The sequence below is a fragment of the Caloranaerobacter sp. TR13 genome (genome assembly GCF_001316435.1).
Classification (GTDB): domain Bacteria; phylum Bacillota; class Clostridia; order Tissierellales; family Thermohalobacteraceae; genus Caloranaerobacter.
Window position 1 is genome coordinate 584,982 of sequence record NZ_JXLL01000001.1, and the last position, 14,497, is coordinate 599,478.

Below are 14,497 nucleotides of genomic sequence, written 5' to 3' on the forward strand. Positions count from 1 at the left end.
CTTTACAAATTCTAAAAAAATGTGTATAATATGTATTACTTTCGGGATGTAGCGCAGCTTGGTTAGCGCACAAGTCTGGGGGACTTGAGGTCGCTGGTTCGAATCCAGTCATCCCGACCATTTTCGTGCAAAATAAACGGGAAGGTTTTACCTTCCCGTTTATTTTGCAATCCATATGTCTATATCATAATCTTATTATATTATGATACAGATTAGTCCTCCACTGCCTTCATTTACAATGCGCTGAAGAGTTTTCTGAATTTTAGCTCTTGCATCATCAGGCATCATATTGAGCTTACTTTGAAGTTGCTCTTTTACCAAGTCATGTAGTGACTTACCAAACATATTTGATTCCCAAATTTTTGAAGGATCATTTTCAAACTCATCTAATAAATATTTTAGTAGTTCTTCACTCTGCTTCTCTGTTCCAATGATTGGTGATACTTCAGTTGTTATATCTGCTCTAATTAAATGTAAACTCGGTGCATTTGCACGTAGTTTAACTCCAAATCTATTACCTTGCCTGAAAATTTCAGGTTCATATAATTCTAATTCTTCTAGGCTAGGAGGTACTAATCCGTATCCTTTCTCTCTTACATCTTTTAACGCACTTTCTATTTTATCATATTCTTTCTTAGATTTAGCCAGCTTAGAAATTAAACCTAATAACTGATGTTCTCCAACTATTTTATAACCTGTTATTTCGCTTATTACATCATACAATAAATCATTTTCAACATCCATTTCAATATTAGCTATTCCTTCACCTAAATTAATTTCAGATATAGTTGCATTTTTAATAGCTTCACAATCTATAAACTTATCTAACGTATTTGTGATATCGCTAATTCGGTATAATTCTGTTACAGTTTCCTTAATTGAATTTAATATATTTTCACGTATCCAATGTTTACTCGATAATCCTTCAACCCAACCAGGTAATTTAATATTAATTTCTCTTATTGGGAATTCTAGCAATACTTTCTCGAGAATATTATTCACATCTCCAATAGACATGTTTAAACAGTCTACTGCAATTACTGGTGTCTGATATTTTTCCTCTAAACTTTCTCTGAGCGCTATTGTGCTATCTAAATCTGGATGTCTTGAATTGAGTAATATTACAAAAGGTTTATCGAGTTCTTTTAATTCGCTAATAACTCTTTCTTCAGCCTTAATATAATTAGATCTTTCAATATCTGTTATAGAACCATCAGTTGTTATAACTAATCCAATAGTAGAATGATCAGTTATAACTTTTCTAGTCCCTATTTCAGCAGCTTCTTCAAATGGTATCTCTTTTTCAAACCATGGTGTAGTAACCATTCTAGGCATATTATTTTCTTCGTGTCCTAAAGCTCCTTTTACTATATATCCTACACAATCTACCATTCTGACCCTAAATTTAACATTATCTTTCAAAGTTAATTCAACAGCTTCACTAGGAACAAATTTAGGTTCAGTTGTCATTATAGTTCTACCAGCACCACTTTGAGGTAATTCATCATTAGCTCTCTCTTTTCTATATGTATTATCTATATTTGGTATAACTAGTAATTCCATAAACCTTTTAATAAACGTTGATTTACCTGTTCTAACAGGTCCTACAACCCCAATATATATATCTCCATCTGTTCTTTCAGCAATATCTTTGTATATATCGAAATTCTTCATCCATTTTCCCCCCTTTATATAATATATTGAAGAATCTCCATTTTTAGTATAGTTTTCCTTTTATAAAAAATATAAAGTTGGACTTAGTTCTTAACATTATATATATATGAAAAGATTAAAATAATATGACATGCTAACAAAAAAAGGACATCCTCTTGATGTCCCTACCAATCTAATCTCATTTCCTGTACAATCTCTTCCATTTCATGTTTTTTATCTCTCATCATTAAATTAAAGACAGAATATCTAACATCTTTTCCTTCATAAAGCACTCCATAAATTTCTTCTGTTATTGGCATTCTAATATTATATTTTCTAGATAGTTCATAAGCTGCCTTAGTTGTCCTTACTCCCTCTACAACCATCCCTATAGATTTAATAGCTTCTTCTAAACTTGCTCCTTGGCCAATTTTAATACCTGCTCGTCTATTTCTACTATGAAGACTTGTACACGTAACAATCAAATCACCTATCCCTGAAAGGCCAGCAAATGTCTTTTTATTTGCTCCCATTTTTTCCCCTAAACGTGAAATTTCTATAATTCCTCTATTCATAAGTGCTGCTTTAGTATTATCTCCATAGCCTAATCCATCTGATATACCAGCTCCTAAAGCTATTACATTTTTCAAGGCTCCACCAAGCTCAACACCTATCACATCAGGATTTGTATATACCCTAAACCTAGGAGTCATAAATACTTCTTGAATATATTCAGCAACTCTTTTATTTGTAGATGCAGCTACTACCGCTGTCGGTATATCTCTAGAAACCTCTTCAGCATGTGAAGGGCCTGAAATGATAGTGTACTCAATAGTAGGCAACTCTTGTTGTACAATTTCTGAAACTCTAAGTAAAGTATCTGTTTCTATCCCTTTTGCTACATTAACTAAAATGGGCTGTTCTTTCAATTGACTTTTAAACTTCTTTATTGTTTCTCTAACAGCATGTGATGGTACAGCCAATAAAATTATCTTTTTTCCATAAACAGCCTTTTCTATATCATTAGTAATGTTAATATTATTTGGCAGCTTAACATTAGGTAAATACTTTTTGTTTTCTCTAGCTTCTTTCATATAATTACACTGCTTTATATCTCTTACCCATAAGTCAACTTGATACCCTTTGTTAGCAAGTAATAAGGCTAAAGCTGTTCCCCAGCTTCCTCCACCTAAAACACCAATAGTTGCTTCCATTACTACTCCTCCTCATTTAAACCCTTTGACCTATCTTTCTCTCTTGCCCTTTTAATAATCGCGATATATTTTCTTTATGTCTATAAATAGCCATAACAGATAGTATTAATGTGAAAATTAAGAAATCTAAATTAAAAGGTCTATTAAAAAACAATCCTATAACAGGTAATAAAGCCATTGTTATTACTGAACCTAATGAAACATATTTCGATCTAATTACAATAATCAAACCTATAGCTATACATATAAGTGCTATCTTGTAGTTAACAACTAACATTACACCAATAGTTGATGCTATGCCTTTCCCACCTTTGAAATTCAATAATACTGGCCAATTATGACCTATAACTACACTAACGCCAGAAAGAAGCATACCTGTTTCTCCTAAAATCATTTTACCTAAGATTACTGATATTACCGCTTTTAATAAATCAAATAAAAATGTTATAGCTGCTATCTTTACACCGAAAACTCTTAAAGCATTTGTAGCTCCAGCATTCCCACTTCCATAATTTCTAATGTCTTTGTTTTCGAATATTTTTCCTATTAAATATGCTGTATTTATATTTCCTATTAAATAACTTAATAATAATACTAATAAAATTTTATACATCTAATCCCCCTTTTCTTTAAATTCTAATTGAATAGGCGTTCCTTCGAAGCCAAATGTTTGTCTTATTTGATTTTCTAAATATCTTTGATAAGAAAAATGCATTAATTCTCTATCGTTAATAAAAATAACAAATTTAGGTGGTTTTATTCCTACTTGAGTACCGTAGTATATTTTTAATCTTCTCCCCTTATCTGATGGTGGCTGGTTCATAAGTACTGCTTCACCAATAATATCATTTAATACACCAGTACTAATTCTCATAGAATGATTATTAGATACTTTCTTTATTAAGTCAAGTATCCTATTAACTCTCTGTCCTGTTTTTGCAGAAATAAATATTATTGGTGCATAAGACATAAATGATAATCGCTCTCTAATTTCCTTTTCATATCTTAAATAAGTTTTATCGTCTTTTTCAACAAGATCCCATTTATTCATAATAATAATAGTAGCTTTTCCATTTTCATGAGCATATCCTGCAATTTTAGCATCTTGTTCAGTAACAGATTCTAATGAGTCTATTACTAATAAACAAACATCTGCTCTTTCAATTGCTGTTAATGATCTTATCACACTATATTTTTCTACATTCTCATTAATTTTCTTTCTTCTTCTAATTCCAGCTGTGTCTATAAAAACAAACTTATCTTCTCCTACTTGAAACGGTGTGTCTATTGCATCTCTAGTTGTACCAGGTATTTCACTTACTATAACTCTCTCTTCACCTAATATTTTATTTATTAAAGATGATTTTCCTGCATTCGGTTTTCCTATTACTGCAACTTTAATTACACCTTCTTCATACTCTGTATCTTTATCTTCAGGAAAATGCTCAATTACTTCATCTAACAAATCCCCAATCCCTAATCCCTGTGAAGCTGATATTGCTATAGGATCACCTAATCCTAATTCATAAAATTCATAAATCGTGTCTGGTGTCATAGGTGTATCAATTTTATTACAAACTAATAATACCTTTTTCTTAGATTTTCTTAACATATTAGCTACTTCCCTATCAGTAGATGTTAATCCCTCTATACCATCTACAACAAACAAGATAACATCAGCAGTATCAATTGCTATTTGTGCCTGTCTTCTCATTTGCAATAAAATAATATCTTCAGTATCAGGCTCAATACCTCCTGTATCAATCAATGTAAAATACTTATTTAACCATTCAGCCTCAGCATAAATTCTGTCTCTAGTAACTCCAGGTTTATCTTCTACAATTGCTATTCTTCTACCTGCTATTCTATTAAAAAGAGTTGATTTTCCTACGTTTGGTCTACCTACAATAGCTACAACTGGTCTTGCCATATACATCACCTCGCATATTTTTTGAAGAAATCTATAAATTCATATCCATCAACATCTAAAACAATCACTTCTGCATTTAATATCTCTTCGACTTCTTGTACAGTAATATCATCTAAGAAAATATTTTCATCACGTTTCAACATAGATTTTGGAATTATTAGTCCATCTCCTAAATCCTTTCCAGTAAGTTGTCCAATTAAATCTCCTCCGGTTATAAGCCCTGATACAGTTATTGTATCTCCAAAGAAATTGTTCCTTATAAATTCAACTTGTAATTTAAGACCACTAAACTTACTCATAGCCAAATTTGCAATATCCATTATAAAAGGATAAGCTAATTTACCGGTTGCTATAGTAAAGCTTTTATTTAATTGAATTTTTTTATCCATTTGAGTAACTGCTTTACATACCTCATCATAAAATAGTCTCATTAAGCCCACACCATTTTCTAGCTGAGGAAAACCTTCATACTCATCAAATAAAGGTATTTCCTTATTTGCAAGAACATAAAATTCATCAGCTGCAAAAACAAATCTTGAACCTAATCTATTTAAATATTCATTTTGCTTTTTGTTGATAATTTTCAGTAATTCTTTAGCAGTATGTTTATTATATGTTTTTAGCTTGAATAAGCCTTCTCTATATTTAGTTATACCAACAGGTACAACTGCTACGCTTTTAACATTAGGATATAATGCTGCCAAATCATCCAATGTTTTTTCTAAATATATACCATCATTAATTCCTGGACATAAAACAATCTGACAATTCATTTCTATATTTGCTTGACTAAATCTTTGTAATATACTATATATTTTCCCAGCATTCTTATTGTTTAACATTTTTACTCTTAATTCAGAATCTGTAGTATGAACAGATATATTTATTGGGCTTAATTTATAGAATATAATCCTATCGATCTCATCATCAGATAAATTTGTAAGCGTAATAAAATTACCCTGTAAAAAAGATAATCTTGAATCGTCATCCTTAAAATACAGAGTATCCCTCATCCCTTTAGGTAATTGATCTATGAAACAAAATATACACTTGTTTCTACAACTCTTAGCTCTATCAATTAAAGGATTTGTAAATATTATACCAATATCCTCATTAGTATCTTTTTCAATTTCAAATTCCCATATTTCTCCATTTTTCTTTTGTATTGTTATTTCTACATAATCATCAGAAATCTGATATTTGTAATCTAAAATATCAGTTATTGGATATCCGTTTACATTTATTAACACGTCTCCACTTTCAATTCCTAACTCTTCTGCAATACTACCACTTTCAATTGATTCAATAATATTTGTATGTCCGTTTGTATTCTTAATTTCCATAATATCCCCTCTATAATCACCTATTATTAGTACTAGGTATTAATATTATATCATACCCATACCATTCTTGCCTATGTCATATCACCAATTAATTATATATAATCAAGAAATTTTTAGCAACATCTTTAATTATAACACATATAAATACTCTATAAAATGTCATAATGCTTAATGCCTTACAATTACATAAGCTCCATTTTCTAAATCATGTACCATTCCTAAAGTTATTTTGGATAATAAAAGAGCAATTTTCTCTCTTTCAGCCTCATCTTTTACATAAAAAACAGGTACATTATCACCTATAACTGTATCTTTTCTAGTTGTTACAACTGCTAAAATCGTTTCTTTAAAACCTACGTCCATATTTATCCTCCTTAATCAGCTGCTTTCCTTGCAACTTTAGTATCTAGAGGTTTTCTCTTTGCACTTTCTAATACAACTGTTCTTTTGACAGCTTCTACTAAGCATTCTATATCTGGTTCCATAGGTACAATAGCCATAACAATATTTCCTGTTTCAGGATTTCTTCTAGCTATTGGCGTAAAATCAGGTTCATCTACATCTTTTCGTATACCTAATAGGGCTGCCGCATTATGTTGAATAGCCTGCCTTTGCCCTAAATTAGCTAACGTAGCAATTCCATTTTCATCATGTGGTATAATTTCCACAGCTATACCTTTTTCTTCGTATATTTTTCTTGATTCTTTTAACCCTATATTCATTATTACAACATCATTAATTGTTAATAATGGACCTTTAAATTTGATTTCTGCAGGAACTACATCTGCAATATCTCCGATTGTTTGCCTGGCTATTGCTTTATTGAAATAATATATAGAAATCAGACCAATTATTACTCCAATAATAATTGATTGTGTCCTTGATACACCAACATTAAAAAGTAAAAATATTACTATGCTTACTATAAGAGATGTCAGCATAGTCATATAATTCCTAGCTTCAAAAGCTTTTGCAATATCTTCAATATACGCAGTACCTCTTGCTACTAATTCTGTAGGTTCTATATTATCTAAACTTTGACGTTCTAAATTTCTTACATCCCTAAATTGCTGAGCTGCTAAAGCTAAAAATGTAACAGCAGCGTATTCTTTCTCCCATAGTGCAGGTAATGCAACAGAGCCTAATCCAGCTGCTATAATACCTAAAGTAAGATGCGAAAACACTCCTTGAGGATAACTTGGATATTGCCTATAATCGACTCTAAGCATAGATATTCTTGATAAAATTCCTAACATTATTGAAGGAATTATTATATGACTATAATTAAACATACTATCACCTTTTAAATATATATAAATTTTATTTAATGTTATTATCTATTATTATAATTTAAAACTTTAAATACAAATCTATAATTTAGGTTTCCCTTATTTTTTTTTACTATTCTTATCTTTAAATGGTTAAAAAAATCCCTTAAAGTACAAATAACTATATCACAATCTACTTTAAGGGATTCAAAAATTAATCACTAATATTCAATATGATATATTGTTTAAATTATAATTTATCCAACGGAAAAGATACTATAAATTCAGTACCTACATTTACTTTACTTTTTACACTAATCTCACCTTTAAAAGCTAAAACAATATGCTTAACAATTGCTAATCCAAGTCCAGTTCCTCCAACCTTTCTAGACCTAGCTTTATCTACTCTATAAAATCTCTCAAAAAGTCTTGAAAGATGCTGCTTAGCTATACCAATTCCTGTATCAGATATTTTGATTACAAGTCTATTTTTAGTACTATATGCTGTAATAGTAACAGTTCCTCCTTCAGGAGTATATTTAATACCATTATCTATTAAATTAATAAGCATTTGTTTAAACCAGCCTCTATTTCCTCTTAAATACGGTAAATTCTTATTTGCCTTTTCAATCAAATTTACCCCTTTTTTATCTGCCAATCCACCTAGTATCTGTATTACTTCTTCAATTGATTTGTTAACATCTATTATATCTTTTTTAGTTATTTCATTACTATTTTCTATTTGTGATAGCAACAACAAATCTTCTATGAGATTTGTAAGCCTTAATGTTTCAATGTCTATTATATCTAAGAATTTATTTCTAATCTCTTTATCTTCTACTGCACCACTCTTAAGTGTTTCAATAAAACCTCTTATGGATGTTAGTGGTGTCTTTAATTCATGTGAGACATTTGCTACAAAATCCTTTCTCATTCTTTCCAATCTTCTTATATCTGTTATATCTTGTATTATTACCAATACACCAATAGTCCTATTAGGATCATTAGTTAATTTAATTGGATTTATATAAACATTAAATATCTTACTATTAGGTTCTTTAGCCTCTACTTCAAACTTAGATTGTACACTAGTATTTAATACCTCATATATATTTTCTTCTAAATTTAAATCTTTCAAAACTTCTAACACATACTTATTACGTACATCTTCTTCTTTTATACCTAACATTTTTTCAGCTATCGGATTTACTAATATTATTCTTTTATTATTATCTAGAGCTATGACTCCATTTATCATACTAGATAAAATAGCTTTTAACTTAGTATTTTTATCTAAAAGTTCATTTATTGTATCCTTTAATTTTAAACTCATTTTATTAAAATTATCCGCTAAAAGCCCAATTTCATCTTCAGTCCTCACTTTTACCAATTCTCCAAAATTACCACTTGATATTTTTCTTGTTGCAATTGTAAGTTCTTTAATAGGTTTTGTAACACTTCTTACATATCTATACCCTACAAATATTGCAACTAGTAATCCAGCAATTATTGATAAAAAAATATATTTATACATTAAACTATAATATTCACTAATATCTTTAAGAGGCACAGAAAGTCTTATAACATCTAGTCTATATGTTTTTATGTCTACAGGTATAGCTACATATATCATTTCATATTCTAAAGATTTACTATACCTTTTACTAATGCCTATCTTACCTTGTCTTGCTTCAATAACTTCTGGTCTATTGCTATGATTATCCAATTTATTAATATCTGCATCAGAATCTCCAACTACCCAACCATTTTTATCAATAAATGTAATTCTAGCTTGTATTTTTTTTGAAAATGTATCAGCTAATCCATTAAAATTTATATTATTTATATTTTCCTGTTCTTTAATAAAAGCTTCTATTAATTTAGAGTTAGATATAAGTTTATCTTCGATATTTCTAATATAATTAACTCGCATTAAACTTATAGAAAGCATACCAGTAGTTAATATTCCTATTAAAATAAGCGTCAAAAAGGTAATAAAAATTCTCTTTTGCATTTACATCTCCTCTATTTCATTTTATAACCGATACCTCTTATTGTCTGTATGTATTGAGGATTTTTATCATCATCTTCTATTTTTCTTCTTAAATGTCTAATGTGGACATCTACAGTTCTAGTATCTCCAAAATAACCATATCCCCATATTTCATCTAATAAATAATTCCTAGTTAAAACATTTCCTCGTTTTTCAGATAAAATTCTCAGAAGTTCAAACTCTTTTAATGTCAAATCAATTTTTTCACCCTTTTTTGTTACTTCATGCTTCTCTACATCAATCGTAATATCTCCAATTTTTATAATATTTTCCTTTTTTTCTTGCCTTTGTTGTGTACGTCTTAAAACAGCCTTTATCCTTGCTAGAAGCTCTCTTATACTAAAAGGCTTAGTAATATAATCATCTGCTCCTATTTCAAGCCCTAATATCATATCTATTTCTTCACTTTTAGCAGTTAACATAATAATGGGTAATTTTTCAGTTTCTTTATCTTTACGTAAAATTTTACATATCTCTATCCCGTCAATAGAAGGAAGCATTAAATCTAGTATAACCAAATCAGGCTTTTCCTCTTTAACTTTCTTCAAAGCCTCTTTACCATCATTAGCAGATATAACATTATAGCCATTAGTTTCTAAGTTGAATCTAATAAGCTCTATTATATGTTCTTCATCATCAACTACTAGTATTTTTCTTAAATTATCCATGATATTCACCTCAGCTATATTAAATAAGTTTGATTAGTGCTGCCATTCTTCCTGTTCTACCATTTTCCTTGCGGTATGAAAAAAACAATTCAGTATTACAACTTGTACATAAACCGCTAATTGTTATATTGCTAGGCAAAATCCCCTTTTTCTCTAATATCAATCTATTAGTTTCCCATAAATCTATATAATATTTATCTGAATTTTTTTGTGTTATATTATCTATGATATCTGGATAAACTTTTTCAAACTCTCTAAAAACTTCTTCCCCTACTTCAAAACAGCATTGTCCAATTGAAGGTCCAATACCTACTAATATATCTTCAAGTTGAGAATTAAACTTTTCAATTAGTACATCAATCATTTTGCAAGCAATTCCTTTTACAGTCCCTCTCCATCCTGCATGAGCTAATCCAACAACTTGTTTCCCTTTATCTAGAAAAAAAATTGGTACACAATCGGCATAAAAAGTTACTAATGTAATATTCTTAATATTTGTAATAAGTCCATCAACTCCATAAGTGAATCCTTTTTTATTGATTTTATTAGTAAATATTTCATCATCCACTATTTGAATATTAGTTCCATGAACCTGATTTGAAAATACTACATTTTTTTTACAAGTATCGATTATTTCAAAAACTTTTAAAAAGTTCTTTTTTATATTATCTACTTCATCACCAGTTTTAATCCCTAAATTAAGACTATAATATGGCTCAGGACTTACTCCACCTTTTCTTGTTGTAAACAAATGTTTAACTAATCCTGTTTTTTCAAAATTTTCAATAATATAATAATGAACATCATTTCTACTTACTAAAGTAAAACCCTTATTATATTCCATAAGTCTCACCTTTACAAAAAATCTTATTTCTTCTCATCTAATAACTTTTTCAATTCATCCATAAAGGTATTTATATCTCTGAATTGTCTATATACCGATGCAAATCTTACATAAGCTACTTCATCAATGTCTCTAAGCTTATTCATTACCATCTCTCCAATATATTCAGTACTTATTTCTCTTTTTAATGTATTATAGAGATTTTTTTCTATCTCATCAACAATATTTTCCATAGTTTTTAAAGATACTGGTCTTTTTTCACAAGCCCTTATAATACCGTTTAATATCTTATCTCTACTATACTCTTGTCTTGTTCCGTCTTTTTTAACTACAATCAAAGGAATTTCTTCTACTTTCTCATACGTTGTAAATCTATTATTACATTTAACACACTCTCTTCTTCTTCTTATAGCTTGTCCTTCATCAGTTGGCCTTGTATCTACTACTTTAGTCTCAAAGTAGCTGCAATAGGGACACTTCATATTTATATATACCCCCTTAACATTTCATTGATTAAATTATATTACATTTTTTAATATGTGTCTATCCAGCAATACTGTTTGTTTATTCTTCTAAATCAATATTCTTTCTACTTCTATTGCTATTTGTATCATAATCAACTAATATAACATCCTTACCAATCTTTATTATATCTTCCCATCTAATAACATACTCATCATTTCTACCAAAAAAACTAAGTAATCTACTACTTCCAGGAATATATACAGCCTCTACTACTCCTCTATTTAAATCAATTTCTATATCGTATATAAGACCTAATCTTGAACCATCCCTTATATTAATAACTTCCTTTTCCTTTAAATCAGATGTTTTTACCATAGCCTCACCTTCTTTATATTCTTTTAATCCATTAATTTAGGACATAAAATTTTCTTAATAGACAAATATAAAATAATATTGTTCTACCATATATTTATAAGTTGAAGTAATAAAATATTACTTTTAATTTAATTAAAGAAGGGAGGCTATTAATATTATTTCATTTGTATTAGCTTTCTCATATGTCTTAAAGCTGTCTTTTCAAGCCGTGAAACTTGAGCTTGTGATATCCCAATTTCTTCTGCTACCTCCATTTGAGTTTTTCCTTCAAAAAATCTTAAATTCAATATTAATTTTTCTCTATCATTTAATTTTCTTAATGCTTCTCTTAAAGCAATACCCTCAAGCCAAGTTTCATCTTCACTTTTTTCATCACTAACTTGGTCCATTACATAAATAGCGTCACCACTGTCATGATATATTGGCTCAAATAAGGATATTGGGTCCTGTATAGCATCTAAAGCAAAAACTACTTCTTCTTTTGGTAATTTTAATTCTTTTGCAATTTCTGTAATAGTTGGTTCTTTAGAATTCTTATTCATTAATTGATCTCTTACCTGAAGTGCTTTATAAGCTATATCTCTTAAAGACCTACTAACTCTTATTGAGTTGTTGTCTCTTAAGTACCTCCTTATTTCACCTATTATCATAGGTACGGCATAAGTAGAGAATTTAACATTTTGACTTAAATCAAAATTATCTATAGCTTTAATCAATCCTATACATCCTACTTGAAATAAATCATCTACATGTTCTCCTCTTTTATTAAACCTCTGAATAACGCTTAAGACTAATCTTAGATTACCTTTAATAAATTCTTCTCTAGCTTTTAAATCACCTGCATGGATTCTGTCAAATAGCTTTCTCATCTCTTCATTTGTAAGTACGGGAAGCTCTGATGTATTAACTCCACAAATTTCTACTTTGTTTACATGCATACTTTTCCCTGCCTTCCTCGATGTTTTGCCCCCTGTAATAAATTATTGACTTTAGCCTTAATTATTATTCAAAAAATATAAAACGACTGGTTTTTTATACCAGTCATAACAAGTTACACCATTCTATTAATTTCTTTCTTTAACCTCTTTATAATTCTTTTTTCTAACCTTGATATATATGATTGTGAAATACCAAGAATATCAGCAACTTCTTTCTGAGTCTTCTCTTCTCCATTATTTAATCCAAACCTTAACTCAACTATTTTCTTCTCTCTTTTCGAAAGTTTTTTAATAGCTTCATTTAATAATTCTTTATCTACTTCCTCTTCTAACAGCTTGAATATCATATCATTCTCTGTACCCAAAATATCAGATAACAATAGTTCATTACCATCCCAATCTATATTTAATGGTTCATCAAAAGATATTTCAGTCCTTGTTTTGCTATTCCTTCTTAAATACATAAGTATCTCATTTTCAATGCATTTTGATGCATATGTTGCCAATTTAATCTTCTTATCGGGATTAAAAGTACTAACAGCTTTAATTAAACCTATTGTACCAATTGAAATCAAATCTTCAACTCCAACTCCTGTATTTTCAAATTTTCTTGCTATATAAACAACTAATCTTAAATTTCTTTCTATTAATACAGTTCTTACTGTTTCATCTTCTTTTAATTTAGAAACTAAATATTTCTCTTCCTCAGGGGTCAATGGAGGTGGCAATACTTCACTTCCTCCAATATAGAAAATTGCTTTTTTATCTAATAAATTAAATTTTTCCAATAATTTTATATAGTATATTCTTATCAACAATTTCATTTTAACAATAAATCCCAATTTCTCCACCCCCAAATCAATTTAATAACTCTGGATGTAATAAAGCTTCATATTTATCATCATTAGATAACTTATCATTGTATATTCCAATAACAATATTTGTTATAGCTTTATCTTGATTCTTTATAATTACTTTATCAGGTTTAAATCCAAATAAAACTCCATTTTCTTGACCAATTGTTTTAAACGGAATTACTCTAAATTTTAAATCCTGTCCTATTTCTCGTAAAAATGGTAATATAAGCCGTAAATCTTTAGTATCATACATTTCGAAAAGATTTTTTGTTTTTTCTGGTAATATATTTTTAATTGCTGAAAACTGCACAATAATAACTGGAGCATCTGTCAAAGGGTCTTTTAATGAATTTCCAGTATCAACAAGCGCTATAATATGTACTTCCCTATCCTTCAATGAAATAGCAATGGGAATTAATATCTTATCTTTACTTATTTTCCCATATATATAACTCCATGTATATTTAATCAAAATCCATGATGTCATTATTGCAAACGCAAGTATTTTAATAGGAAAATCTTTTATATAAAAAATACCATTCCCAATATAAGAGTCTACATCTATTAAGTAAAAAAGAGCTAACGCAGAACCTGCAAAAACAAAAGATACTATATAAAATGTAGCAATTAATTTGAGAAATTTTTTAAAAGTAATAGGATTAAAAGCTACAATTACAATAAAAATCGAAACAATTAATTTCATAGTAAAATTAACCATGAAATTTAGCTTAGGATAAAATACAACTAAAGTATAAACAGCACCTATCAAAGCAGCTAAAATTAGTCTTAGTCTCGATGTTTCAGTTCTTGTAAATTTTTTAGTTACATACAATATAATAAAGTTAATAATAAAATTTTCTAGGATTAGGTACTCAGCATATACGTACAA

Annotated in this window: 15 protein-coding genes and 1 tRNA gene; 1 reads left to right on the top strand and 15 read right to left on the bottom strand. The window is 29.0% G+C overall.

The genetic code is table 11. The features are described from left to right. The first annotated feature begins 42 nt into the window (after positions 1-42). Positions 43-120 (top strand) — tRNA-Pro (locus tag TR13x_RS02895). A gap of 75 nt (positions 121-195) precedes the next feature. Here TR13x_RS02895 and spoIVA read toward each other — a convergent pair. The 15 genes from spoIVA to spoIIGA all read right to left on the bottom strand — a co-directional run bounded on the left by spoIVA (position 196) and on the right by spoIIGA (position 14,497). Then, positions 196-1,674 carry a stage IV sporulation protein A gene (spoIVA, locus tag TR13x_RS02900; RefSeq protein ID WP_054870370.1) on the bottom strand — a complete coding sequence of 493 codons (1,479 nt, stop codon included), beginning with the start codon at positions 1,672-1,674 and terminating at the stop codon, positions 196-198. A gap of 164 nt (positions 1,675-1,838) precedes the next feature. Further along, positions 1,839-2,867, bottom strand: coding sequence for an NAD(P)H-dependent glycerol-3-phosphate dehydrogenase (locus tag TR13x_RS02905; protein ID WP_054870371.1), 1,029 nt, complete (start codon positions 2,865-2,867; stop codon positions 1,839-1,841). A 16-nt stretch (positions 2,868-2,883) separates the two neighbouring features. After that, positions 2,884-3,480: a glycerol-3-phosphate 1-O-acyltransferase PlsY gene (gene plsY / locus TR13x_RS02910; protein ID WP_054870372.1), complete on the bottom strand. Its 597-nt coding sequence runs from the start codon at positions 3,478-3,480 to the stop codon at positions 2,884-2,886. Continuing rightward, positions 3,481-4,797, bottom strand: coding sequence for a ribosome biogenesis GTPase Der (gene der, locus TR13x_RS02915; RefSeq protein WP_082394757.1), 1,317 nt, complete (start codon positions 4,795-4,797; stop codon positions 3,481-3,483). It abuts the gene before it with no gap. Between the two features lie 5 nt (positions 4,798-4,802). After that, positions 4,803-6,140: a DUF512 domain-containing protein gene (locus TR13x_RS02920; protein ID WP_054870374.1), complete on the bottom strand. Its 1,338-nt coding sequence runs from the start codon at positions 6,138-6,140 to the stop codon at positions 4,803-4,805. 168 nt (positions 6,141-6,308) lie between these two features. Beyond that, a complete protein-coding gene (locus TR13x_RS02925; RefSeq protein WP_054870375.1) occupies positions 6,309-6,503 on the bottom strand; it encodes a capping complex subunit for YIEGIA in 195 nt (64 codons plus the stop codon). A gap of 11 nt (positions 6,504-6,514) precedes the next feature. Beyond that, entirely contained in the window at positions 6,515-7,432 is a 918-nt protein-coding gene (locus tag TR13x_RS02930) for a YIEGIA family protein (protein WP_054870376.1), read from the bottom strand. A gap of 226 nt (positions 7,433-7,658) precedes the next feature. Continuing rightward, entirely contained in the window at positions 7,659-9,422 is a 1,764-nt protein-coding gene (gene pnpS / locus TR13x_RS02935; RefSeq protein ID WP_054870377.1) for a two-component system histidine kinase PnpS, read from the bottom strand. 11 nt (positions 9,423-9,433) lie between these two features. Next, complete coding sequence (locus TR13x_RS02940) at positions 9,434-10,129, bottom strand: response regulator transcription factor (RefSeq protein WP_054870378.1); 696 nt, start codon at positions 10,127-10,129, stop codon at positions 9,434-9,436. 19 nt (positions 10,130-10,148) lie between these two features. Then, positions 10,149-10,973, bottom strand: coding sequence for a peptidoglycan editing factor PgeF (pgeF, locus tag TR13x_RS02945; protein ID WP_054870379.1), 825 nt, complete (start codon positions 10,971-10,973; stop codon positions 10,149-10,151). A gap of 23 nt (positions 10,974-10,996) precedes the next feature. Next, positions 10,997-11,455 carry a transcriptional regulator NrdR gene (gene nrdR, locus TR13x_RS02950; protein WP_054870380.1) on the bottom strand — a complete coding sequence of 153 codons (459 nt, stop codon included), beginning with the start codon at positions 11,453-11,455 and terminating at the stop codon, positions 10,997-10,999. An 82-nt stretch (positions 11,456-11,537) separates the two neighbouring features. Further along, positions 11,538-11,813 carry a YlmC/YmxH family sporulation protein gene (locus TR13x_RS02955; RefSeq protein ID WP_054870381.1) on the bottom strand — a complete coding sequence of 92 codons (276 nt, stop codon included), beginning with the start codon at positions 11,811-11,813 and terminating at the stop codon, positions 11,538-11,540. A 155-nt stretch (positions 11,814-11,968) separates the two neighbouring features. Beyond that, the gene (gene sigG / locus TR13x_RS02960) at positions 11,969-12,751 is read right to left on the bottom strand and encodes an RNA polymerase sporulation sigma factor SigG (protein WP_054870382.1); all 783 of its coding nucleotides are present in this window, start codon (positions 12,749-12,751) and stop codon (positions 11,969-11,971) included. A 113-nt stretch (positions 12,752-12,864) separates the two neighbouring features. Continuing rightward, a complete protein-coding gene (gene sigE / locus TR13x_RS02965; protein WP_200905807.1) occupies positions 12,865-13,593 on the bottom strand; it encodes an RNA polymerase sporulation sigma factor SigE in 729 nt (242 codons plus the stop codon). A 16-nt stretch (positions 13,594-13,609) separates the two neighbouring features. Then, a complete protein-coding gene (spoIIGA, locus tag TR13x_RS02970; RefSeq protein ID WP_054870383.1) occupies positions 13,610-14,497 on the bottom strand; it encodes a sigma-E processing peptidase SpoIIGA in 888 nt (295 codons plus the stop codon).